General features: G+C 60.4%; 20 protein-coding genes and 12 pseudogenes. 16 read left to right on the top strand and 16 right to left on the bottom strand.

Annotated features, from left to right (window positions below; translation table 11 throughout):
- From M0746_RS00040 to bfr, 10 genes and pseudogenes are all read left to right on the top strand, one after another.
- Positions 1-501: pseudogene (locus M0746_RS00040) on the top strand (DNA-directed RNA polymerase subunit alpha); the annotation flags it as partial.
- A gap of 42 nt (positions 502-543) precedes the next feature.
- A pseudogene (gene rplQ / locus M0746_RS00045) lies at positions 544-942 on the top strand (50S ribosomal protein L17).
- Between the two features lie 264 nt (positions 943-1206).
- A pseudogene (locus tag M0746_RS29090) lies at positions 1207-1287 on the top strand (hypothetical protein); the annotation flags it as partial.
- A 71-nt stretch (positions 1288-1358) separates the two neighbouring features.
- Positions 1359-1595, top strand: a pseudogene (locus M0746_RS00055) (catalase); the annotation flags it as partial.
- A gap of 34 nt (positions 1596-1629) precedes the next feature.
- Complete coding sequence (locus M0746_RS00060; RefSeq protein ID WP_258451413.1) at positions 1630-1740, top strand: catalase; 111 nt, start codon at positions 1630-1632, stop codon at positions 1738-1740.
- Positions 1740-2075, top strand: coding sequence for a catalase (locus tag M0746_RS29295; RefSeq protein ID WP_446731337.1), 336 nt, complete (start codon positions 1740-1742; stop codon positions 2073-2075). Before M0746_RS00060 ends, M0746_RS29295 begins: the two co-directional genes overlap by 1 nt.
- A 1-nt stretch (position 2076) precedes the next feature.
- Positions 2077-2157 (top strand): annotated as a pseudogene (locus M0746_RS29300) (hypothetical protein); the annotation flags it as partial.
- Positions 2141-2299: pseudogene (locus M0746_RS00065) on the top strand (hypothetical protein); the annotation flags it as partial. The pseudogenes M0746_RS29300 and M0746_RS00065, both read left to right, overlap by 17 nt.
- Positions 2300-2417: 118 nt before the next feature.
- Positions 2418-2654 carry a catalase-related domain-containing protein gene (locus M0746_RS00070; RefSeq protein WP_258447859.1) on the top strand — a complete coding sequence of 79 codons (237 nt, stop codon included), beginning with the start codon at positions 2418-2420 and terminating at the stop codon, positions 2652-2654.
- Between the two features lie 145 nt (positions 2655-2799).
- A pseudogene (bfr, locus tag M0746_RS00075) lies at positions 2800-3267 on the top strand (bacterioferritin).
- A 410-nt stretch (positions 3268-3677) separates the two neighbouring features.
- Here bfr and M0746_RS29305 read toward each other — a convergent pair.
- The 5 genes and pseudogenes from M0746_RS29305 to M0746_RS29325 all read right to left on the bottom strand — a co-directional run bounded on the left by M0746_RS29305 (position 3678) and on the right by M0746_RS29325 (position 5766).
- The gene (locus M0746_RS29305) at positions 3678-3959 is read right to left on the bottom strand and encodes a hypothetical protein (RefSeq protein ID WP_446731323.1); all 282 of its coding nucleotides are present in this window, start codon (positions 3957-3959) and stop codon (positions 3678-3680) included.
- 177 nt (positions 3960-4136) lie between these two features.
- Positions 4137-4436, bottom strand: a complete 300-nt coding sequence (locus tag M0746_RS29310) for a hypothetical protein (protein WP_446731324.1) — start codon at positions 4434-4436, stop codon at positions 4137-4139.
- Positions 4415-4882 (bottom strand): hypothetical protein, encoded by a 468-nt coding sequence (locus M0746_RS29315; protein ID WP_446731325.1) that lies wholly within the window; start codon positions 4880-4882, stop codon positions 4415-4417. The genes M0746_RS29310 and M0746_RS29315 overlap by 22 nt, the downstream gene beginning before the upstream one ends.
- Positions 4879-5391 carry a hypothetical protein gene (locus tag M0746_RS29320; RefSeq protein WP_446731326.1) on the bottom strand — a complete coding sequence of 171 codons (513 nt, stop codon included), beginning with the start codon at positions 5389-5391 and terminating at the stop codon, positions 4879-4881. Before M0746_RS29320 ends, M0746_RS29315 begins: the two co-directional genes overlap by 4 nt.
- Positions 5388-5766 (bottom strand): annotated as a pseudogene (locus tag M0746_RS29325) (hypothetical protein). Before M0746_RS29325 ends, M0746_RS29320 begins: the two are co-directional and overlap by 4 nt.
- Before the next feature lie 617 nt (positions 5767-6383).
- Between M0746_RS29325 and M0746_RS00085 the strand changes: the two are divergent.
- Positions 6384-7755, top strand: a pseudogene (locus tag M0746_RS00085) (MFS transporter).
- A gap of 15 nt (positions 7756-7770) precedes the next feature.
- On the top strand, positions 7771-8292 hold the full coding sequence (locus M0746_RS00090; protein ID WP_042610650.1) for a single-stranded DNA-binding protein: 522 nt from the start codon (positions 7771-7773) through the stop codon (positions 8290-8292).
- Positions 8293-8370: 78 nt separating this feature from the next.
- Here the strand turns inward: M0746_RS00090 and M0746_RS00095 are convergent.
- The 7 genes and pseudogenes from M0746_RS00095 to M0746_RS00125 form a co-directional block, all read right to left on the bottom strand.
- Positions 8371-9526, bottom strand: a pseudogene (locus tag M0746_RS00095) (glutathionylspermidine synthase family protein).
- Positions 9527-9528: 2 nt separating this feature from the next.
- Positions 9529-10222 (bottom strand): annotated as a pseudogene (locus M0746_RS00100) (DUF1190 domain-containing protein).
- A 17-nt stretch (positions 10223-10239) separates the two neighbouring features.
- Entirely contained in the window at positions 10240-10665 is a 426-nt protein-coding gene (locus tag M0746_RS00105) for a DUF350 domain-containing protein (RefSeq protein ID WP_208939569.1), read from the bottom strand.
- 15 nt (positions 10666-10680) lie between these two features.
- Positions 10681-11331, bottom strand: coding sequence for a YjfK family protein (locus M0746_RS00110; RefSeq protein WP_258447860.1), 651 nt, complete (start codon positions 11329-11331; stop codon positions 10681-10683).
- Positions 11332-11543: 212 nt separating this feature from the next.
- The gene (locus tag M0746_RS00115; RefSeq protein WP_208939571.1) at positions 11544-12242 is read right to left on the bottom strand and encodes a PspA/IM30 family protein; all 699 of its coding nucleotides are present in this window, start codon (positions 12240-12242) and stop codon (positions 11544-11546) included.
- Positions 12243-12259: 17 nt separating this feature from the next.
- Positions 12260-12841, bottom strand: coding sequence for a YjfI family protein (locus tag M0746_RS00120; protein WP_258447861.1), 582 nt, complete (start codon positions 12839-12841; stop codon positions 12260-12262).
- 229 nt (positions 12842-13070) lie between these two features.
- Positions 13071-13625, bottom strand: coding sequence for a cysteine hydrolase family protein (locus tag M0746_RS00125; RefSeq protein ID WP_208939573.1), 555 nt, complete (start codon positions 13623-13625; stop codon positions 13071-13073).
- Between the two features lie 101 nt (positions 13626-13726).
- On the opposite strand from M0746_RS00125, the gene M0746_RS00130 reads away from it, so the two are divergent.
- The 3 genes from M0746_RS00130 to M0746_RS00140 all read left to right on the top strand — a co-directional run bounded on the left by M0746_RS00130 (position 13727) and on the right by M0746_RS00140 (position 16864).
- Complete coding sequence (locus M0746_RS00130; protein WP_258447862.1) at positions 13727-14707, top strand: GlxA family transcriptional regulator; 981 nt, start codon at positions 13727-13729, stop codon at positions 14705-14707.
- A gap of 299 nt (positions 14708-15006) precedes the next feature.
- Entirely contained in the window at positions 15007-16116 is a 1110-nt protein-coding gene (locus M0746_RS00135; RefSeq protein WP_208939575.1) for a DUF3182 family protein, read from the top strand.
- Positions 16106-16864, top strand: coding sequence for an alpha/beta hydrolase family protein (locus tag M0746_RS00140; RefSeq protein WP_093097875.1), 759 nt, complete (start codon positions 16106-16108; stop codon positions 16862-16864). The genes M0746_RS00135 and M0746_RS00140 overlap by 11 nt, the downstream gene beginning before the upstream one ends.
- A gap of 112 nt (positions 16865-16976) precedes the next feature.
- On the opposite strand, the gene M0746_RS00145 is transcribed toward M0746_RS00140, so the two are convergent.
- From M0746_RS00145 to M0746_RS00160, 4 genes and pseudogenes are all read right to left on the bottom strand, one after another.
- Positions 16977-17963: a lysylphosphatidylglycerol synthase domain-containing protein gene (locus M0746_RS00145; RefSeq protein WP_258447863.1), complete on the bottom strand. Its 987-nt coding sequence runs from the start codon at positions 17961-17963 to the stop codon at positions 16977-16979.
- Positions 17960-19234, bottom strand: coding sequence for a cardiolipin synthase ClsB (gene clsB / locus M0746_RS00150; RefSeq protein ID WP_203419677.1), 1275 nt, complete (start codon positions 19232-19234; stop codon positions 17960-17962). Before clsB ends, M0746_RS00145 begins: the two co-directional genes overlap by 4 nt.
- Positions 19231-20028 carry an endonuclease/exonuclease/phosphatase family protein gene (locus tag M0746_RS00155; protein WP_208939579.1) on the bottom strand — a complete coding sequence of 266 codons (798 nt, stop codon included), beginning with the start codon at positions 20026-20028 and terminating at the stop codon, positions 19231-19233. The genes clsB and M0746_RS00155 overlap by 4 nt, the downstream gene beginning before the upstream one ends.
- A pseudogene (locus M0746_RS00160) lies at positions 20025-20950 on the bottom strand (DUF72 domain-containing protein). The gene M0746_RS00155 and the pseudogene M0746_RS00160 overlap by 4 nt, the downstream one beginning before the upstream one ends.
- Positions 20951-21239: 289 nt before the next feature.
- On the opposite strand from M0746_RS00160, the gene M0746_RS00165 reads away from it, so the two are divergent.
- Positions 21240-23342 carry a mechanosensitive ion channel family protein gene (locus M0746_RS00165; RefSeq protein WP_258451414.1) on the top strand — a complete coding sequence of 701 codons (2103 nt, stop codon included), beginning with the start codon at positions 21240-21242 and terminating at the stop codon, positions 23340-23342.
- Positions 23343-23369 lie beyond the last annotated feature (27 nt).

Genomic DNA, 23369 nt, shown 5'->3' on the forward strand with positions numbered 1-23369 from the left:
CATCGGTCCGCTTGCAGATCGACTCTTCGTTCAGCCCGGTTCGCCGTATCGCCTACGTGGTGGAAAACGCCCGTGTCGAACAGCGTACCAACCTCCGACAAGCTGGTTATTGATCTGGAAACCAACGGTACTCTGGATCCTGAAGAGGCTATCCGCCGCTGCAACCATTCTGCAACAGCAGTTGGCTGCGTTCGTCGACCTCAAGGGTGACAGTGAGGCAGTGGTTGTCGAGCAGGAAGACGAGATCGATCCGATCCTGCTTCGCCCGGTTGACGATCTGGAACCGACTGTACGTTCGGCTAACTGCAGGCGGAAAACATCTACTACATCGGCGACCTGATTCAGCGTACCGAAGTAGAGCTGTTGAAGACTCGAACCTTGGCAAGAAATCCTTGACTGAAATCAAGGACGTTCTGGCCTCCCGCGGTCTGTCCTCGGCATGCGCCTCGACAACTGGCCGCCTGCAAGTCTTAAGAGAAGGACGACAAGGCGACCGCCTGATCGTCGTAATCACCGAACGTAGTGTTTGGTAAGGAATGAACCATGCGTCATCGTAAAGTGGTCGTCACCTGAGCCGCACCAGCTCGCACCGCAAGGCCATGTTCCAAAACATGGCGGTGTGCGCTGTTCGAGCACGAGCTGATCAAAACTACTCTGCCAAAAGCCAAAGAACTGCGCCGCGTTGCCGAGCCGCTGATCACTCTGGCCAAGACAGATAGCCTGGCTAACCGCCGTCTGGCTTTCGACCGTACTCGTTCGAAAGCCATCGTTTGGTAAGTCAACGGACCGGGCAAGCGTTACGCTACCCGTGAGGGTGGCTACCTGCGCATCCTCGGGTGCGGTTTCCGCGCTGGAGCGACAACGCCTATGGCGTACGTCGAGTTGGTTGATCGTGCTACTGCCGGCGAGGCTGCATCTGCGCCGAGTAAGACGTCAGTCTGAGGACAAAGGACCGGGCCTTAGTGCCCCGGGCTTTTTCTCACCTGCTAGAAATGCGCGGTTCGTACAGAGTTTCTGACACGTCGTAATGCCAGTATGTGCGGGCGGAACATAATTAGTAATTATCTGTCGACTTCTGCAAGTTAATGAATTTGTGGCTGTCGCAGCGATGATCGATACTCTCCACATTGCCATTAGCCGGCAAGTTAGAAGGAATGACAGAGGAAGAAGACCGCATGAGCCAGACCAAAGCGCTTACAACCGCCAGTGGCGCACCTGTTGCTGACCAACCAGAATTCTCGCTCCGCCGGCCCACGCGATCCGTTGCTGCTCGATGACTTTCACCTGATCGAGAAGCTTGCCCACTCCAACCGCGAAAACATCCCTGAGCGCCGCGTTCATGCGAGAAAGGCTCGGGTGCTTATGGCACCTTCACCGTCACCCGTGATATCACCGACTACACCAGCGCCAAGCTGTTCGAAGCGGTCGGCAAGCAAACCCCGACGTTCCTGCGCTTCTCCACTGTGGGTGGCGAACGCGGTTCAGCCGACACCGAGCGTGATCCACGCGGTTTCGCACTGAAGTTCTACACCGAAGAAGGTAACTGGGACATCGTCGGCAATAACACACCAGTGTTTTCGACCGCGACCCACTGAAATTCCCCTTGACTTTATCCACACGCAAAAACGCCTGCCCGCAGAGCAATCTGAAAAGGCGCAGATGATGTGGGATTTCTGGTCGCACTCGCCTGAGGCACTGCACCAGGTACGAGATTCTGTTCTCCGATCGCGGCATTCCTGATCGGCTACCGCCACATGCACGGTTTCGGCAGCCACACCTATAGCCTGATCAACGCGGGGCGAGCGTCACTGGGTGAAATGGCATTACAAGACCCCAGCAGGGCATCAAGAACCTTGCGCCCCCGCCATGCTGCACGCCTTGGCCGGCACCGATCCGGACTACGCCCAGGCGACCTGTTCGAAGCGATCGAGGGGGACGCGGTGTTCCCGAATTGGCGCGTGTGCATTCAGATCATGACCGGAAGCCGAAGCCAGGCAGCCGCGCATTACGAAAACCCGTTCGACGTGACCAAAACCTGGTCGCAGAAGGGTATTTCCGCTGATCGAAGTCGGTGAGCTGGGAGCTGAACCGCAACCCGCTCAACTACTTTGCCGAAGTCGAGCAAGCCGCGCTTTGGCCCGGAGCAACATGGTCCGGGGTGTTGGTCTGTCGCCAGATCGCATGCTGCAAGGTCGTGTATTCGCTTATGCCGACGCCCCACCGCTACCGCGTCGGCACCAATCACCAGCAACTGCCGGTGAACGCCCCGCGCAGCCCGGTGAACACCTATCAGGCGTGATGGCTCGATGGCGTTTGGTAGCAACGGTGGTGCGGCGCCTAACTACGAGCCGAACAGCTACATCGAATCCCGCCTAAGCAAGGCCGCCGCACTATGCTGAACCTGCTGGCCTTGAGTGGTGCCGCCGATCGTTAGCGATCACCGCGAAGATACCGATTACTACAGCCACGCCGGTGCACTGTACCGCTTGATGAGTGAAGAGCAGAAAGCGCTGCTGGTCAGCAACATTGCCGGTGCAATGGCCGGGGTTTCCAGCGATGTGGTAGACCGCCAGTTGCAGCATTTCTACAAAGCCGATCCGGCGTATGGAGAAGCAATCGCAAAGCTGCTCAACGTACAGCTTAACGAAGTCTAAACGAGAAGCAGAACCGCCCTCATTTGGGCGGTTTTGCGTTATTTGCTGCTTTTCTCGGATATTCTTCGCTTTTGTTGCGCTCAGCGGGTGACCTTGTGGTCAGGTTGGTTCAAACTACAGACTTTCAAGCAGGGAGATGTAGGCGATGCAAGGCCACCCAGACGTAATCGATTACCTCAACACGTTGCTGACCGGCGAACTGGCCGCGCGTGACCAATATTTTGTTCATTGCGGATGTAAGGGGACTGGGGGTTCACCAAGCTCTACGAGCGAATCAACCACGAAATGGAAGAAGAGGCAGGCCACGCCGACGCGCTGATGCGGCGGATTTTGATGCTCGAAGGCACGCCGCGCATGCGTCCGGATGATCTGGATGTGGGCACAACGTTGCCGACCCATGCTCGAGGCGGATCTGCGTCTCGAATACAAAGTTCGCGCTGCCCTGTGCAAAGGCATCGAGCTGTGGCGAGCTGCAATAAAGATTACGTCACTCGCGAGATCCTGCGGGTTCAGCTCAACGACACCGAAGAAGATCACCTACTGGCTGGAAAAGCAGTTGGGGCTGATCAAGCTCATCGGTCTCGAGAACTACCTGCAGTCCCACGCGTCCTGATTGTAACCGATAGTAAAGCCCCTGTCACTTCAACGGTGACAGGGGCTTTTTCATGCCCGGCGTTTACGCCCGGTCGCGGATCAACAGCGGCTTGAGGTAATGGCCAGTGTAGATTGCTTCATCCCCGGCCACTTCCTCTGGCGTACCGCGTGGCGATGATCTGTCCGCCCTTGGAACCGCCTTCCGGCTCCAAGGTCGACCAGCCAGTCGGCAGTCTTGATGACATCGAGGTTGTGTTCAATCCACCACCACCGTGTTGCCCGTGATCGCGCAGGCGATGCAGTACATCGAGCAATTGCTGGATATCGGCGAAGTGCAAACCGGTGGTCGGCTCATCGAGGATGTACGGGGTTTTGCCGGTTCAGTTCCCGCTTGGACAGCTCGCGAGACAACCCCGACCCCGCTGTGCTTCACCACCCGATAGCGTGGTCGCCGACTGCCCGAGCTTGATGTACGACAGGCCCATCCATCAGCGTCTGCAGCTTGCGCGCCAGCGCCGGCACCGCGTCGAAGAATTCGCGGGCTTCCTCGATGGTCATCTCGAGGGTCTCGTGAATACTCTTGCCCTTGTATTTGATTTCAAGGGTTTCGCGGTTATAGCGCTTGCTCTTGCACACGTCGCACGGCACATAGATGTCTGGGAGGAAGTGCATCTCCACCTTGATCAGGCCATCGCCTGGCAGGCCTCGCAACGCCCGCCCTTGACGTTGAACGAAAAACGCCCCGGCCCGTAACCGCGCGAACGCGACTCCGGCACGCCGGCGAACAATTCGCGTATCGGCGTGAACAGCCCGGTGTACGTCGCCGGGTTGGAACGCGGTGTACGGCCGATCGGGCTCTGGTCGATATCGACGACCTTGTCCAGATGCTCAAGCCCTTTGATGCTGTCGTGTGCGGCCCGCTTCCAGCGTGGTCGCGCCGTTGGGCGCGGTGGCGCTCAACGGGAACAGCGTGTTGTTGATCAGTGTCGACTTGCCCGAGCCGGACACGCCGGTCACGCACGTCAGCAGGCCGATCGGAATGTCCAGATCGACGTTGCGCAGATTATTGCCACGCGCGCCTCTGAGCGACAGGTTGAGCTTTTTGTTGCGTGGCGTGCGCTTGGCCGGCACTTCGATCTTCACCCGGCCCGACAGGTATTTACCGGTCAGCGAGTCCGGGTGGGCCATGACTTCGTCAGGGTACCTTCGGCGACGATCTGCCCGCCATGTACGCCGGCGCCCGGGCCGATATCCACGACATAGTCAGCCAGACGAATCGCGTCTTCGTCGTGCTCGACCACAATCACCGTGTTGCCGATATCGCGCAGGTGCTTGAGCGTGCCGAGCAGGCGGTCGTTATCGCGTTGATGCAGGCCAATGGACGGTTCATCAAGAATGTACAAGACGCCCACAAGACCCGCGCCGATCTGGCTGGCCAGACGAATGCGCTGCGCCTCGCCCCGGACAGGGTGTCGGCGCTGCGATCCAGCGACAGGTAATCGAGCCCGGCGTTGACCAGAACTGCAGGCGCTCGCGAATTTCTTGAGGATCTTGTCGGCGATCTCGCCGCGACGGCCGGTCATCTTCAGCCCGGCGAAATATTCGCAGGCATCGCCGATCGGCAGGTTGGTCACGGCCGGCAGGGTTTTTCGCCGACCCCAGACGTGCCGCGCTTCACGGCGCAGGCGAGTGCCGCGGCAATCCGGGCAAGCCTGGTGGCTGAGGAACTTGGCCAGCTCTTCGCGTACGCTTGCCGACTCTGTCTCGCGGTAGCGGCGCTCCGAGATTCGGCACGATGCCTTCGAACGGGTGCGAACGCTTGACGATATCGCCCCGGTCGTGGAGGTATTTGGAGTCGACGTTCTGCGAACCGCTGCCGTGCAGGATGTTTTTTCTGCTGCTCGGCGGTCAGTTCGTTGAAAGGCTTGTCGAGGCTGAACTTTAATGCGAAGCGCCAGCGCCCCGAGCTTGTAGAAGTAGTAGACTTACGCCGGTCCCAGCCGCGGATGGCACCCTCGGCCAGGGTCAGCTCGCCATTAACCAGGCGCTTGATATCGAAGAACTGTTTCACCCCAAGGCCATCGCAGGTCAGGCAGGCGCCGGCCGGGTTGTTGAAGGAAAACAGCTTGGGTTTCCAGCTCACTGATCGCATGGCCGCAGATCGGGCAGGCGAAGCGCGGAGAAGATCATTTCTTCGCCCGGTTCGTCGTCCATCGGTGCCACCAGGGCGATGCCGTCGGCCAGTTTCAGCGCGGTTTCGAACGACTCGGCCAGGCGCTGCTGCAGATCGGCGCGGACCTTGAAGCGGTCGACGATCACATCGATCGAGTGCTTCTTCTGTTTATCCAGCTTCGGCAGTTCGTCGAGCTCGCAGATGCGGCCATTGACCCGTGCGCGGACAAAGCCCTGCGCGCAGCTCTTCAAAGACCGACAGGTGTTCGCCTTTGCGCTCACGGATCACCGGCGCCAGCAGCATCAGCTTGCTGCCTTCCGGCTGGGCCAGCACCAGATCGACCATCTGGCTCACAGTCTGCGCTTCCAGCGGAATGTCGTGATCCGGGCAGCGCGGCGTACCCACGCGAGCGTAAAGCAAGCGCAGGTAGTCGTAGATTTCGGTGATGGTGCCGACCGTGGAACGCGGGTTGTGCGAGGTCGACTTCTGCTCGATGGAGATCGCCGGCGACAGGCCTTCGATGGTGTCGACGTCGGGTTTTCCATCATCGACAGGAACGCTGGCGGGCGTAGGCCGACAGCGATTCGACTATAGCGGCGCTGACCTTCGGCATACAGCGTGTCGAATGCGGGGACGACTTGCCGGATCCGGACAGGCCGGTGATGACAATCCAGTTTGTCCCGTGGCAGGGTCAGGTCGATGTTCTTCAGGTTGTGGGTACGGGCCCACGTATCAGGATCTTGTCCAAAGTGGCCTCGCTCGGCGGGCGTCGAAAACGTAGGAGTATACGGGCAAATACTGGATGGATGCACACTATCAAACGAAGGGCGTTTCACCGTTCATGAAGAGAGTTTCATCTATACGCGTCATAGCGTCGCGATATACCCCGTCTTCCGATGGGACTGGTAGAATCGCCGCCGGTTCACACGAGGTTTTTCCATGCATGATCCCACAGCGAACGCATGAGTGGCAGCGAGACCCGCGCGGCGAGCGGTCTGGCCCTGGTGTTCGCCTTCCGTATGCTGGGCATGTTCATGGTGTTGCCGGTACTGGCGACCTATGGCATGGATCTGGCGGGCGCGACTCCGGCCCTGATCGGCCTGGCGATCGGCGCTTACGGCCTGACCCAGGCGATTTTCCAGATTCCGTTCGGGATCATTTCCGACCGCATCGGCCGCCGTCCGGTGATTTATCTGGGACTGATCGTCTTCGCCCTCGGCAGTGTCCTGGCCTCGCAGGCCGATTCGATCTGGGGCGTGATCGCCGGACGGATCCTGCAAGGTGCCGGGGCGATTTCCGCAGCGGTGATGGCGCTGCTGTCCGACCTGACCCGCGAACAACATCGCACCAAAGCCATGGCGATGATCGGCATGACCATCGGCCTGTCGTTCGCCGTGGCGATGGTGGTCGGGCCGTTGCTGACCCGTGCGTTCGGGCTGTCCGGTCTGTTCCTCGCCACTGGCGGCATGGCGCTGGTCGGCATTCTGATCATCATGTTCATGGTGCCGCGCTCAACCGGGCCGCTGCAGCATCGTGAATCCGGGGTGGCGCGGCAGGCATTGTTACCGACGCTCAAGCATCCGGACCTGCTGCGCCTCGACCTGGGCATCTTTGTGTTACATGCCATGTTGATGTCGAGCTTCGTCGCTTTGCCATTGGCGCTGGTGGAAAAAGCCGGTTTGCCCAAGGAGCAGCACTGGTGGGTGTATCTCACCGCACTGGTGATTTCCTTCTTCGCCATGATCCTTTTCTTTCATCATCTATGGCGAGAAGCGACGCAAAATGAAACGAGTTTTGCTCGGCGCCGTCATGACACTGATGCTGACTGAACTATTCTTCTGGCAGTTCGGCGATAGCTTGCGCGCTCTGGTGATCGGGACGGTGGTGTTCTTCACCGCGTTCAATCTGCTGGAGGCTTCGTTGCCGTCGCTGATCAGCAAGGTTTCACCGGCGGGCGGCAAGGGCACGGCCATGGGCGTGTACTCCACCAGCCAGTTCCTCGGATCGGCACTCGGCGGGATACTCGGCGGCTGGCTGTTTCAGCATGGCGGTCTGTCGGTTGTGTTCCTTGGATGTGCCGGGCTGGCTGCACTTTGGCTGGCCTTTGCTGTTACCATGCGCGAACCTCCCTACGTGACGAGCCTGCGCTTGCCGTTGTCGCCCGAAGCGATCCGCGAAGCGGGTCTGGTCGAGCGTCTCAAGGCCCTCGTAGGGGTAACGGATGCAGTGATAGTCGCTGACGAGGCGGCTGTTTACATCAAACTGGACAAAGAATTAGTGGATCGCGACACCCTCGAACGCCTGGTGAAAAACCCGGCCGGGGCTGCGTGCTAAGCCTAGGAGAACGTTATGGCCCGTGGGGTTAACAAAGTCATATTGGTCGGCACTTGCGGCCAGGATCCCGAAGTTCGCTACCTGCCGAACGGTAACGCCGTGACCAACCTGAGTCTGGCCACCAGCGAACAATGGACCGACAAGCAAACCGGTCAGAAGGTCGAGAAGACCGAGTGGCACCGCGTTTCGATGTTCGGCAAGGTTGCCGAGATTGCCGGCGAATACCTGCGCAAGGGTTCGCAGGTGTACATCGAAGGCAAGTTGCAGACCCGTGAATGGGAAAAAGACGGTATCAAGCGTTACACCACTGAAATCGTGGTCGACATGCAAGGCACCATGCAACTGCTCGGCGGCCGTCCACAACAGGGCGACCAGCAAGGCGGCGGCAACAACTACCAGCAGCAGGCGCCACGCCAGCAGGCTCCGCGCCCGCAGCAGTCGGCACCACAGCAGCGTTCGGCCCCGCCAGCGCCACAGCAGGCCGCACCGCAACCGGCTCCGGATTTCGACAGCTTCGATGACGATATTCCGTTCTGATTTGCTGCTGCATCCGCTGTAAATGAAAAGGCCCGTCGTGTTACGCGACGGGCCTTTTTGTGCCTTTGGGATTGGTGTCTAGTCGAGGATCAGGTGCGGCAAGAAGCGACTGGAGTCTTTGGTGATCAGGCTGTTGTCCTCACGCACGCCAATTCCCGTCGCCTCATCACCAATTACCAGGAACCGATCAGCGTGTAGCTGTCGCCAAACCTCGGCAACGGCGCAAATTCCTGCAGGATAAATGGCGCATCGGTGTAGGGGCCGTCCTCTTTGACGATTATTCCTTCAGCGGTTTGCAGCTCGATGTTGGCACCTTCGCGGGAAAAGTACGGCTTGCGCACCCAGCCTTTCGGCACCGCGCTTTGCGGATTTGGATCGAGATGCGCCGCCAGCAGATTCGGGTGGCCCTTGTGCATCTCCACAACAAGGGCAGCACGCCTTTGTTGGACAGAATCGCTTTCCACGCCGGCTCGAAAAACTGCGTGTCGCATTCAGCAATCGCTGCGCCGAACGGTTCGTGGAAGATGAACTCCCAGGCATGCAGCTTGAACAGGTGCGGAATCCAGCGATCCTCAAGATCGACGAAGCGACCCTCAGTCGTCAGGCCGATGTCTTCGATATCGATGTGCCGCGACTCGATGCCGACCTTTTCTGCGATCAGGCGCAGGTAATCGGTGGTGCCCTTGTCTTCGAGCGAATCCTTCATCGAGGCGAAATAGAACGGACGCTTGAGCTGCAGTTCGGCGAAAGCCTGGTGCAGTTTGGTGTCGATGCTGTTGAACTGGTCGGCATGGCGCGGCAGCGTGCCGCGCTCGATGCACTGTTCCAGCCAGCCCCACTGAAACGCTGCGGCTTCGTAGAGGCTGGTCGGCGTGTCGTAATTGAGTTCGAGCAGTTTCGCTGGGCCGTTGCCGCTGTAGGAAAAGTCCATACGCCCGTACAGATGCGGATGACCTTCCAGCCAGGAGGTGCGGATCAGGTCGTAGTACGAGGGCGGAATGCTCAGGCGATCCAGCAGTTCTTCGCTGTGCACGACGCGGTCGACCAGATCCATGCACATCTCGTGCAGCTCGGTGGTCGGGTCCTCGAGATCGTTTTCAATCTGCGTCAGGCTGAACTGGTAATACGCGCTTTCGTCCCAGTACGGCTCGTTGTCGATGGTATGGAACAGAAAGCCGAGGCTCTCGGCGGTGTGCTTCCAGTCGGGCCGCTCGGTGCAGGCGATCTTCTTCATGATCAGCTGCTCGAACGCCCGGAACTGCTGCTCCAGCCACCCCAGCCGCTGCGGGCGCTGGACTGGCTGCCGAAGCCCCACGGGAGGTCGAAGAAGCCACGTTGACCGGTTTACTCTTGCTGCTTTCGTAATCGGGTTGGCTGCGCGCCGTCGTTTCGGCTCGGCGGTACTGCGTCGAGGTGTTGTAAGTCTGGCGGGTTTCGCGGTCGCGATAAACCGTGCGATCGGCGTTATTGCTCATGGCGTTGCCGATCAGCCAACCGGTCAGCCAGCCATTGCCGCCACCACCACCGCCACCGGAATAGTGCGAAGTGGTTCCCGCATTCTGTGCGGTGCTGTCACCGGCAGGTATTTGCGCATTGGCGATTGCATCGAGGTTCTGTTCGGCTTCACCGTTCTGCGGAATCTTGAACCCGCCAAGTTTCGGCACAAAGCGGCCATCGGAATTTTTCTGACACCAGTCAGCGGCAAAATCCGCATCGCACTTGGCTTTGTCGTCATACGCCGGCGCGATGCGTCGGTGTTCGGCCAAGGCCGCGACGTAGGCGTTGGAGCAGACATCGGCGGCCATTTCGGCGTCGACGCATTGCTCGACGCTCTGGAAACTGCGCGGTTGCTCCGCGGCGCTCGCCTGGCCGGAAACGGCCATGGCCACCGAGGCGGCGAGGACAACTGAACGTATTTGCTGCGTTTCATCGAAGGCTTCCTGCCGATCAGTTGGACGGTGTCATGCACGCGGCGTTGAGCATGCCGACGCTGATTGCCACCGCAGCGACGTAAATGCCGGCGGCGACTTCGCCGTTTGCAATGCGTTGGGACGTGCCTTTGAGCACCAGACCGGTGGCGAGGAATGCCAGCAATTGCACGACGGCGGCAATCACCGCCCAGAGTACGAAGTCGAGCACATTGACCGAATAAGCGATCACGTTGCTGGCGGGAATGGCAAAACCGATGATCGCGCCGGACAGTGCGACAGCGGCGGCGGTGTTGCCGGCGCGGATCAGCTCGAACTCCTTGTGCGCGGTGATGCGCGTGTAGACGAATTGAAACAACATGAACAGCAGCACGGCGCCAATCAGGTAGACGACGAAACCGACCAGTGCGGTCTTGTTCAGGGAAACGGCCAACACTTCCAGCATGAAAAACTTCCTTTTTTAAATGGCGCTCAAATCAGTCGTGTACAGCGAGATGCCCAGCGAAGTGCTCAGGCTGACGGTGCCTTCTTCGTCCTGTTCGACGGAGAACAGCAGCAATTCGCGGCGATCGGTCAGGCCGGTGTCACGCGCGTAAAGCATCGAATGGTGGTTGATGGTGTAACTCTCGTCCGGATTCACCACATGTTCGGTCATCGGCACGAGCTCGGTCTGGCCCTGTTCGGTACCCCACTCGCGGGCGTAGGCGATGCCTGCGTGGGTGTAGTTCGGCAAACCGATCTGGCTGTTCGGACCGGCCAGACGCTGCAGTTCGGCGTCACTGTTGACGGTCACGTAACTGAGGTAATTGAACAGCGTGACCGATTCGATCTGGTCCTCACCGGTGACGTGGATCTGCACCCAGAAATCTTCGTCATTCATGTAATAGCGGTGCAGTTTGTTGGACTGGCCGAGGTCGACCCAGCCTGCGCTCCAGACTGCCTGATCGAAGGGCACCCGCACTGAAGTCGAGCCTTCGAGCAGCAAGGCCAGGGTCGTGTCGAAACGCACGCCTTTGCCCTGCGCCATGCCCAGCGGGCCGCTGGCGCCGGTGCTCGTTGGCGCAGCGGCCTGCCAATTGCTGGTGCCGAGCAAGTCTTTAAACCATCCCATGGGTACGTTCCTTGAAGCGGGTGGAGGTGTTCGGGGGTGTAAAAGTGGCGGTAGTGTACCGGGCGAAGCGGTGAACGAGCAGAGGCAATTGCTCAGCGCAAACGATGTAGGAGTGAGCCTGCTCGCGATGGCGGCGGGTCAGTCAACACTGAAGTTGAATGTTCCGGCCCCGTCGCGAGCAGGCGAAGGCCTACAAGGGTTTGCGCAATAGCTTACTGCGCGGACTTCTGCTTCAGGCGCTCGAGAATCGCATTGGCGCTGCCTTCGTTCGGCGTGATGCCGGCGTCGCGCAGTTTGCGCTCCAGGTCGTTGCCGGTCGACGCGTCGGCCAGTTCGTCGGCAGCGCTCAGTTCAGCAGCGCGTTGCTGCTGCTTGGCTTGCAGGCGGTTCAGGGTGCCGACGGCGGTTTCCAGCTTGCCATTGGCACCACCGCTGGCGATGGAAGCGCTGACCTGTGCCTTTTGTACGCTGTCGCGGGCCTTCGCCATGTCCACTTGCTGGCGCAGGCTCTTGATGCGCGACTCGGCCTTGCTGATGTCCTTGCGCATGTTGTCGGCGTAGGCGCCAAATTCATCGCTGAGTTTCTTCTCGGCATCGAGGTCATTGGTCAGGGTCGAAATCGCTTCGGCCACTTCCAGCGCCAGGTCTTCACGGCCGGCGTTGAGTGCAGCGACGGCTTTGGCTTCGAGGTCCTTGATCTTGGCGTCGTACTCGCTGACACGATCAGCGGCCAGTTTGTGCTTGGCCATGATGGTGACCAGTTCGCGACGAGCATTGGACAGCGCGCTGTCGGCGTCACGGATTTCCTGATCGAGGATGCGCAGGGCCTGCTGATCGGCGATGGCTTCGCCGACTTCATTGGCGCCGCCGCGCAGTGCGGTGAACAACTTGCTCCAGATGGACTGAGTCATTGGATATTCCCTGTTGATTACTTGAAGAAGTGTTCGAAGGCTTCGCTGGCGCGCTGCACGTTGTCGACCAGGGTTTTCACCTCGGTGACGATGTTGGTCAAGCTCGAGTCGGCGCTGAGGGCGCCAAACATGTTGTAAACGGTCTGCCCGTTGGGCATCGACTCGATACCGATCGACGACAGCGGGAACATCTCCCGGCTGCGCAGCACGGCGTCGTTGAAGGCCGGGACGTTGCTGATCGAATCGATATCGACCAGTACGGTGTCGACGATGATCTGCTGGCCGGCCAGGGCAATGTGAATCGGCAGACCGCCGAATTCGTTCATTTCCAGCTTGATGCTCGGCTCGGAGCTCTGGATCAGCGACAGCGTGATTTCTTGCGAAGCCACCTCGTCCAGGGCCTTGAGGGCGTTGAAGAGGCTATCGATGGTCCAGTTGTTGCCTGCGCTCATGTAATTCTCCGACATGAATGAGCCAGCCAGAATCGGTTGGCGTAGCTGTTGCTCCATTTGCTTGAGCAAGCTTCGGTTTTCGGGAAGCACCCAAGTTTCGTGTTTCACATAACCGGCGGCGGCCAGACCCGCGCGCATCTGCTTCATATAAAAGCTCGACGGTTTCTTTGCGGAGGTTTTGGCGCGCTCGCCTTTCGGGCTTGCTGCGGCGTGCGCCTTTGAGCGGCTTGTCATGGCTGAAATCCGGTTATGAATGTCTCACGCGTGGGCCACACTACAACCAATTCAAAGTGCCATCAATGACTCACGCGTGAGATTTTCATGACAGGCAAAAAAGGCCCGCAACGCGGCGGGCCAGTGGGCATTGCAGTTGTTGCTAGGCATTGCTGCGCAGGAATTCGTCTGTCGAGACCACGCTGGCGTAGGCGAAACCCAGCGCCGACATGAACGCGGCATGCACCTGCGCGGCCGGCACGGTCACGCCGTTGAACTCCAGGTCACGGCTGGCGCAGGCGTCGTGAATCACCGTGACGCTGTAACCCATGTCTGCTGCGGCGCGAGTGATGCCGTCGACGCACATGTGGCTCATGCTGCCAACCACCACCAGGTCAGTTATGCCTTTTTCGTCGAGAACCGCTTTCAGCTCGGTTTCGCGGAACGAGTTGACGAAGTGCTTGAGCACCACCGGCTCGTCGGCGCGGTTGAGCACTTTCGGATGCAGCTTGGCGCCGTCCGAACCCGGGGTGAAAAACGGCGCGTCCGGCGAAGTGAATTCGTGGCGGATGTGCACCACTGAATCGCCCGCCTCGCGGAAGGCTTCGATCAATCGGGCGGCATTGTCGGCAGCGGCGTCGGCGCCGGCCAGCGGCCACTTGCCTTGAGGGAAGTAGTCATTCTGGATATCGACTACGATGAGCGCTTGCTTGGCCATGGGTGTGTCCTCGATGTGTTGGCTGGAAGTGACTCCAGTATTGGCGCTGAGCAGCGCTTCGAGGATTGGCCGCACCGACAATAGACAGGGGAAAACTGACAATGGGCGCAGAAAACGCCGCCATCGCTGAACTCGGCGTGCTGATTTATCCCGGCGCGCAGATGGCCGCGGTGCATGGGCTGACTGACCTGTTTGCGGTGGCCAACCGGATTGCCGCAGAGCAGCAGACCGCACATCTGCCGAGGCTGCGTGTCAGCCATTGGCAGGCCGAAGATGATCGGCCGCCGACGCGGATCTACGCCAGTCTCGCCGGTGATGAAGCCAATTTGCAGGCCGTGCTGATTCCGCCGTCGATCAGCGGCTTCTCGGCGGCGCAAACGCCGACCCGGCTGATGCAGTGGCTGCGTGATCAGCACGCACGCGGGGCAACGCTGGGCGGGGTTTGCGTGGGTTCGCTGATGCTCGCCGAAAGCGGCCTGCTCGACGGCCGCAGCGCGACGGTGCACTGGACGGCGGCGCAGGGCTTCAGCGAGCGTTACCCGAAGATCAAGCTCAAAGCCGATACGCCGATCGTCGACGATGGCGACCTGATCACCACGGCCGGGCTGATGGCCTGGTCGGAGCTGGGCCTGCGCCTGGTCAACCGCTTGCTCGGCCCGAGCATCGCCACTCGCACCGCGCATTTTCTAGTGATGGAGCACAGCGACAGCGCCAGCGCCTGCGGCAGCAACTTCGCGCCGATTCTCAGCCATGGCGACGCCGCCATTCTGAAGGTCCAGCACTGGCTGCAAAGCACCGGCGCGACGGATGTTTCGTTAGCCGCAATGGCTGAACGTGCGGTGTTGGAGGAACGTACCTTTCTGCGCCGGTTCCGCGCCGCGACCGGGTTGAAACCGACCGAGTATTGCCAGCATCTGCGGGTGGGCAAGGCGCGGGAGATGTTGGAGTTCAGCAACGGCACGATCGATCACATTGCGTGGACGGTGGGCTATCAGGATCCCGGCGCGTTTCGCGCGATTTTCAAGAAGATTACCGGGCTGACGCCGAGTGATTATCGGGGGCGGTTTGGTCTGTCCCGTTAGTCAGCAGCGCCTGAAAAACCTGTGGGAGCGGGCTTGCCCGCGATTCGGTCTTCCAGCTAAAGCCATTGGTGAGGGACCTACCGAAATCGCTGGCAAGCCAGCTCCCACAGGTGTGTTGTGGAAGCCATTAATCGTGCAATTTGCCGGAATTTTCTGCGCTGTCGTGCAGTTTGAAACAGGCGTGGTGCCAGCATTTTCTCGGTAACTGATTGATTTTCAGTAGCTTTGCCGCGTGCAACGATTGGCCTGATCTCTGCACCTCTCAACGGGAAACCATTGAACCAGCAAAAGGGGAACGCATGACCCCGACACCACGCAAGAAAATCGTTGTCGCTCACTCGGTGCGTCCCGACGCGCCGCAACACGAAGTCCAGACCAACAAAGCCCTGGCGCGCTGGCTGGCGCAGATTCTAGGGTGCAAGTTCGGCGGCAGTTACGATGCGGAAAAACACCGCGGCCGCGACCTGTATCTACTGCCCACGCAGACTATCGTCGGTGCCGCCCACGCCGAGGGGCTCGGCATCAGCGGCCCGGACGATCTGTGGGGCGGCTACGTCGAACATGACTTCATCTGCACCAAAGCTATCAGCCACGGTTTACGCAGCCACCTGGCCCACGCGCCGCCGGGCTGGTCACCACTGTTTTCCGAGCGGGTGCGCAACGTCGTGCTCGATGGGCTCAGCGTATTCGCCCTGGAAGATGCACGGCCAGCCGCCGAGCATCTGCTGTATGCCGGGCCGATTCGCATCAAGCCGATTCATGCCTGCGCCGGTCGCGGCCAGGAAGTCATCAAAAGCCTCGACGCCTTCGATGAAATCCTCGCCCGGCCCGACGCTGAAAAGCTGTTCGGCGAAGGCGTGGTGCTCGAGCAGGATTTGAGCAAAGTGGTGACCCACAGCGTTGGCCAGTCATTCATCGGCGGCAAAGTGCTGAGTTACTGCGGCGAGCAATACTTGACCGAGGATGGTCAGGGCGAGGAAGTCTACGGCGGGTCCAATCTGCTGGTGGTGCAGGGCGGTTATGAAGCCTTGCTGGCGCTGGATCTGCCCGACGACGTGCGCCTGGCCATCGAACAGGCCCAGGTGTTCGACAGCGCCGCTGACGAAGCCTACCCGCGATTCTTCGCCTCGCGACGTAATTACGACATCGCCCAAGGCCTCGACAGCAGTGGCAACCCGCGCAGCGGCGTACTTGAGCAATCCTGGCGCATGGGCGGGGCAAGCAGCGCCGAAGTCGCGGCGCTGCAGAGTTTCGTCAACGATCCGGGGATGCGCGCGATCCGTGTGTCTTCGGTGGAAACCTACACCGATCAGGCGCTGCCGGCGGACGCCATCGAGGTCTATCGCGGCCCGGCCGAGAACAGCGAATTTCTTCTCAAATATGTAACGGTCAAATCCTATGACGGCTAGAAGCGAAAGCATTCAAATCGACATTGATGATGAACAGATGAGCGGGACCTTTCTGAGTCCCAAATCGAAAGTGCCGGGCGTTTTGTTCGTGCACGGTTGGGGCGGCAGTCAGGAGCGTGACCTGGAGCGCGCCAAGGGCATCGCCGGTCTGGGTTGCGTGTGCCTCACCTTCGATTTGCGCGGGCACACCGGCGGCACCGGTATTCCGCTGAGCCGGGTGACCCGGGAGGATAATCTGCGCGACTTGCTCGCCGCCTACGATCGCCTGCTGGCGCACCCGGCGCTGGATACCTCGGCGATCGCCGTGGTCGGCACCAGTTATGGCGGCTATCTGGCCTCGATTCTGACTTCGTTGCGCCCGGTGCGCTGGCTGGCGCTGCGGGTGCCGGCGCTGTACCGCGACGAGCAGTGGCACACGCCCAAGCGCGATCTGGACAAGGCGGATCTGCGTGACTATCGCGGCACGCTGGTGCGAGCGGACAGCAACCGCGCCTTGCATGCCTGTTCGCAATTCACCGGGGACGTGTTGCTGGTGGAATCCGAAACCGATGACTTCGTCCCGCACGCGACGATCATGAGTTATCGCGCGGCGTGTCAGCAGACCCACTCACTGACGCACCGGATCATCGACGGCGCCGATCACGCGCTGAGCGATCCGGTGTCGCAGCAGGCGTATACCTCGATTCTGGTGGACTGGATTACCGAGATGGTGGTCGGGGAGCGGTTGAGTATCATCCAGTCCAGATGATGTGTTGGGTTTTCTGGCCTCTTCGCGAGCAGGCTCGCTCCCACAGGTTGCATGCATTCCAAATGTGGGAGCGAGCCTGCTCGCGAAGGGGCCATCAGCTTCACCACTAATCTCAGGAAGGCTTCTTCTCGATCCGCAACGCCTTGGCCTTCGCTTCCACCACCAGATACATCACCAGCGTAATCAGCAACGGCAGCAAAAAATAAATCGCCCGATACGCCAGCAACCCCGCCACCAGACTGCCGCGCGACACCTCATGTTGCAGCAGCGCGACGAACACCGCCTCGAGCACGCCAAGTCCGGCCGGGATATGGGTGATAACGCCGGCAATCGCACTGATCAGCAACACGCCCAGCACCAACGGATAATCGAGCTTGCTCGGCAGCAAGGTGAAAATCACCGCCGCCATCAACGACCAGTTCAACGCACCGAGCAGCAGTTGCAGAACTGCCATGCGCAGCGACGGCAGGTTGATTTCAACATTGCGAATCGACCATTCACGGCGTTTGGAAAAGCGGCACGCGGCCAGATAACCCGCGCTCACCAGCAACAGTAAAACGCCGATGCCCTGCAACGCGGTGCTGCTGATTTTCCAGCCCGGCGGCATGCTCACCAAACCGCTGGTGAACACCACGCCAGCGATGGTCATGTAGCCGAACCAATTGGTCGCCAGGCTCAGGCCGAGAATCTTGGCGATGTTGCTTTTGCTCACCCCCAGCCGCGAATACAGGCGGTAGCGCATGGCGATGCCGCCGACCCAGGCACTCAGATTGAGGTTGAACGCGTAACTGATGATCCCCACCGGCAGGATCTGCTTCCAGGTCAGATCCTGGCCGATGTAGGTGCGGCCAATCAGGTCGTAACTGGCGTAGACCAGAAAGCTCAGCAGGGTCAGGCTGGCGGCGATGATCAGCGTGCGCACTTTGAAATCGGCAAGGGTCTGCAGCACTTCGGCCCATTCGATGCGCATGGCGAACATGGTCAGCAAGACGATCAGGGCGAGAAAGAACAGCAGCGTCAGCGGACGCTTCCAGCGGCTCCACTTCGAATGTTGCGCGGGTGCCGAGTGCTCGGCCGAATGCGTTTCGGAATGGCTCATGTCAGGTTCCCTCGAAATGGCTTGAGCCTTGGTTTATGTGCCGGCAGCCAGCCGGCCATGGCCGGGAAATGCCGCAGGAAGTGAAACACCAGAAAACCCACAGTCATGTGCCAGATGCGCCCGCGCGGCAGCTTCGCCGGGTCCATGGCTTTGCAGTGGTTGCGGCTGAGGTCTTCGAGGCGCTCGTACAGATGCTGATTGAAGGCGCGGTCGCGGATCAGCACGTTGGCTTCAAGGTTCAACGACAAGCTCAGTGGATCGAGATTGCTCGAGCCGACAGTGCTCCACTCTTCGTCCATCAGCGCGACTTTGCCGTGCAGCGGGCGCTGGCAATATTCGTGAATCTGCACGCCGGCCTTGAGTAGGTAGTCATAGGTCATGCGTGCGGCGATCTTGGCCACCAGCATGTCCGGCTGACCTTGCAGAATCAGGCGTACCTCGACGCCCCGGCGCGCGGCATTACGGATTTCGCGCAGCAAGCGATAGCCGGGGAAGAAGTAGGCGTTGGCGATCACCACCCGGTGTTTGGCGTGGCGCAGCGCCTGCAAATACACATCTTCGATGTCGGTGTGATGCTGGTCGTTGTCGCGAAACACCAGGCGCACCTGGCCGTCGTGGTCGTTGAAAGCCATTTCGGCGCGTCGCTGGCGCCGGCGTTGCCACCAGAATTTCGCTCGCCCCGGACGACCGCTTTGCAGCAAGGCGAAGTGGTGAATATCGGCGACCGCCGGGCCCTGGATTTCCACCGAGTAATCCTGCTTGGCTTCGGGACCGAAATCGGCCAGGTGATCGCCGGAAAAATTGATCCCGCCGATGAACGCGATCGTGCCGTCGACCACCACGATCTTTCGGTGCAGACGGCGGAACCAGTTGGTGCGAATGCCCAGGTGCTTGGGGGCGGGGTCGAAGATTTGCAAATGCACGCCGGCGTCGCTGAGTGCCGTGAGGTAACCGGTGCTCAGCTCGCCACAGCCAAAGCCGTCAAGGCTGACCGTGGTGCGCACGCCCCGCCGCGCGGCGTCGATGAGAATTTCCTGAAGCTCGGCACCGACCTTGTCTTCAAAAACGATAAACGTCTCAAGGAGGATTTCACTTTTCGCCGCGCGCATCGCTTCGAACACTCGCGGGAAGTATTCCTCGCCGTTCTCCAGCAGTTCGATGCGATTACCGCCGTGCCAGCGGTACTCGACATCGACATGGCCGGGCTCGCGGACCGGCGGGGTGATGGTCATCGGCTCCACGGCGGATTTCTCCAGTGGCGAGCTGCTCATAGTTGGATCTCCACCGACAGCGGGACATGATCGGAAAGGTGTGACCAGGGCCGGTTCGCCAGAACTTTCGGCTGGCTGGCCTTGAGGTTGCGCACGTAGATGCGGTCCAGGCGCAGGGTCGGCAGGCGCGCCGGAAAACTGCGCGCCGGTTTGCCCTGATGTTCGGCGAACACTTCGCGCAAGCCGCACGGCTTGAGTTGCGCATCAGCGCGCTGGCGCCAGTCATTGAAGTCGCCGGCGACGATCACCGGCGCGTCCTGCGGCAATTCGGCCAGGCGTTGCATCAGCAGATCCAGTTGCGCGTTGCGATGGCTCTCACGCAAGCCCAGATGCACGCAGATCGCATGCACCTCAGCGCCGTCGCCGGGCAAGCGCAGCACGCAATGCAACAGGCCGCGGTTCTCGTGGCCGCTGATCGACACGTCGAGGTTATCGTGCCGGATGATCTGGAATTTCGACAGCAGCGCGTTGCCGTGGTCGCCATCCGGGTATACCGCATTGCGTCCATAGGCGAACTGCGGCCAGAGGCTGTCGGCGAGAAATTCGTACTGCGGCATCGTCGGCCAGTTGTCGAAGCGCTTGTGGTGGTGTTCGTGGGTGCCGTGGACTTCCTGCAAAAACACCACATCGGCGGCGACACTGCGCACCGCTTCGCGCAGCTCCGGCAGGATGAAGCGCCGGTTTAGCGCCGTGAAACCCTTGTGCGTGTTGACCGTCAGTACAGTGAAGGTGCTTACCGACGGCGCGCTTACCGAGCCTTCATCGGTGAAGCCGACCGGTTCTGGAATGCTCATGCCAACACTCCTTCGCCAGCGGGTTCGCCGGGGGCGGTGGCGAGGTCCTTGTCGAGATCGAAACGCTGCAACAGGTTGCGTGCGTCGTAGGGCGCGCGAACCTTGATGTCGTTGTCGAAATAGCAGAACACGTCGCGGGATTTGCGCGCGCGCGGTTTCAGGCGCGGGGCAATCAACTGCGCGTCTTGCGGTTGCCCGCCGTGGTGCCAGGCATCGATGCGCTCGGCCCAGCGCTCCAGAGCCTCGGCGCTATATCCGCTGGCGTAGAGCTCTTCGGCACCGTGCAGACGCAGGTAGACAAAGTCGCTGGTGACGTCTTCGCGGTACGGCCATTTATTCGCAGTGTCGGCGATCACCAGCGCGGTGTTGTGGCGCTTGAGCAGGCGTACGAATTCAGGATCGATAAAGCTGTCATTGCGGATTTCCACCGCATGGCGCAGGGGCTTTTACGCCAGGCTTTGACGCTGACCGGGCCTCGCAGGTGCTCATCATGCTGACGGGCGAGTGCGGCGGCGGCTTCGGTGTCGCGCGGCAATTGAGCGAGGAAGTTTTCGAAGCGTTCAGGCTCGAATTTGAAGTTGGGCGGGAACTGCCAGAGGATCGGCCCGAGCTTTTCCTTGAGTTCCAGCACGCCCGAAGCAAAGAAATTCGCCAGCGGTTTTTCGATTTCGCGCAAGCGCCGCACATGAGTGATGAAACGTGGCGCCTTGACGCTGAAGACGAAGTTGTCCGGGGTTTCGGCGTACCACTGGGCGTAGCGTTCCGGCCGTTGCAGCGCATAGAACGATCCATTGATTTCGATGCTGTTGACGGCGCGCGAGGCGAATTGCAATTCGCGCTTCTGCGCCAGTCCCTTCGGGTAGAAGTCCCCGCGCCACGGGGCGTAACGCCAGCCTGAAATACCGATGTGAATCGCCGCCATCCCATCCTCCCGTAGAAAGTCCTCGTGTTGCCGGTGTTTTGTGATGACTGCGGCGGGGGCGGGAAAGTTTCGGCGGTGTTACGGGCGGTCACGATCGCCAATCGCCTCCGGTTCATTGTAGGAGCGAGCCTGCTCGCGAAAGCGCTGGGTCAGTCAGCAGAGCGGTTGAATATGAAGCCGCCTTCGCGAGCAGGCTCGCTCCCACAGGGATGTGTGTGGCCCTGATGCTGAACTTGCCGCGCGATTACCGATCAGTTCCTTACAGGTTCACTCACAGGAGCTCCGCGTGTTGACCAGGTTCAGGATCGCCATTGTGCTGGGAGCGCTGCTGTTTCTCGGCGCCAGTGAAGTCGAGGCTGCTGCGCTGCCGGGCGTTCCGGCCAACGCCGAAACCAGCGAAAAAGCCGCCGAGCCCGAGCCGCTGGTGCAGGGCGGGCTGCTCGGCGCGATCAGTACCAGCATTGATGACGTGCAGGAAAAACTCGACCTCAACGAAGATCTGGTCGACGCCTGGCGCCTGCGTGCCGACCGCGCCGCCGATGAGGTCGACAAACTGGTCAAGCAACCCTCGAATCGCTCGGGCTGGAGCGTCGCCGGGGATTTCCTCAGCTTGTCCGGCGCCTGGCTCGGTAGTTTTGCCGTGCTGACCGTACTTGGCAGCCTGTTGGCCAAACGCCTGCGCGAAGGCCGCTGGCTGCGCACGCGCCAGCGCGGTCAGGACCTGCTCGGTTATCTGCTGCCGTTCACCGTGCCAGCACTGATCTGCCTGCCGCTGACCCTTTATGTAAGTCATTTTCTGCAAGCCTCGGTGGGCCGCGCGCTGGCGCTGTGTCTGGCTTACGCGACCAGCAGTGGCATCTTTTCCACCTCGATGCTGCTGTGCGTGGTCGTGGTGTTCAATGTCGGGCATAAACGCACCGCCGCGCGAATCATCCGCCAATACTGTCCGCGACCGCTGTTCCTGATCGGCTTTCTTGCCGCGCTCAGCGATGCCTTGACCAGCCCGCAGATCGCTCGGCAACTGGGCGGCAACATCACCAGCAGCATCGCCGTGTTCACCGGCCTGATCGCTTCGATCATTTTCGGCCTGCTGGTGATTCGCCTGCGCCGCCCGGTGGCGCATCTGATCCGCAACCGCTCGCTGAGCCAGCGCCTGAAACAGCCGTCATTGCAAGAGTCGCTGCGGATTTTTTCCGGGCTGTGGTACTGGCCGATCGTGCTGATGGTGCTGGTCTCGGCAGTCAGCCTGATCGGCATCGGCGAGGACAACCAGAAAGCCCTGCGCTGCGCCTTGTTCACTACGGTATTGTTGATTGGCACGGTGTTTCTCAGCACTGTGCTGCAGCACCTGTTCAAGTCGCGCAAGGCCGAAGCGATCCAGCGCAGCAGCGCCTACAAGGAACGCTTTCTTAGCCTGTTGCACGCGTTGTTGCGGATCGTCATCGCGATTGCCTTCCTCGATATTCTCGGACGGATCTGGGGCGTGTCGTTGCTTGATTTTGCCCAGAGCAGCGCGGTGGGCCGGGCGATCAGCGAAGCCTTGAGCAGCATCGGTCTGATCTTTCTGGTGACGTGGCTGCTGTGGGTGGTGCTGGACACGGCCATTCAGGAAGCGCTGAAACCGCCGCTGAGCAAACGTGCGGCACGCCAGCCGAGCACGCGGGTGAAAACCATCCTGCCGCTGCTGCGCAACGCGATCAAAATCATCCTGGTAGTGATCTGCGCAATCACCACCATGGCCAATCTGGGGATCAACGTTGCGCCCTTGCTGGCGGGGGCCGGGGTGGTCGGTCTGGCAATCGGTTTCGGTTCGCAGCAACTGGTTCAGGATGTGATCACCGGGCTGTTCATCATCATCGAAGACACCCTGTCGATCGGCGATTGGGTGGTGCTCGATTCCGGGCATGCCGGTACGGTCGAAGGGTTGACCATCCGCACCCTGCGCCTGCGCGACGGCAAGGGCTTCGTGCACTCGGTGCCGTTCGGCCAGATCAAAGCGGTTACCAACCAGTCGCGGCAGTTCGCCTTCGCATTTTTCTCGGTGCAGTTCACCTATGACACTGACGTGGACAAGGCCATCGAACTGATCCGCGAGACCGGCGATTCGATCCGCGAAGACCCGTTCCTCAAGTACAACCTGCAAGGCCCGCTGGATGTGTTCGGGGTCGACAGAATGGATCTCAACGGCGTGGTGCTGACCGCGCAATTTCGCACGGTCTCAGGCGGACAGTATGCGGTGAGCCGGGCGTTCAACCAGCGTTTGAAGAAGCTTGTGGATAACACTGCGAATGTGCATTTTGCCCAGACTTATCCACAGCAGGTGGTGATGCCCAAGCGCCAGGCGGTGGATGAGGTGGCGGGGGCGCAGGTGCCGCAGGAATCGCGGACCTGATCTGAATGATGCGTTGCATGTCCCGGC

The sequence above is a fragment of the Pseudomonas sp. S11P7 genome, from assembly GCF_023195435.1.
Taxonomy (GTDB): domain Bacteria; phylum Pseudomonadota; class Gammaproteobacteria; order Pseudomonadales; family Pseudomonadaceae; genus Aquipseudomonas; species Aquipseudomonas fluorescens_G.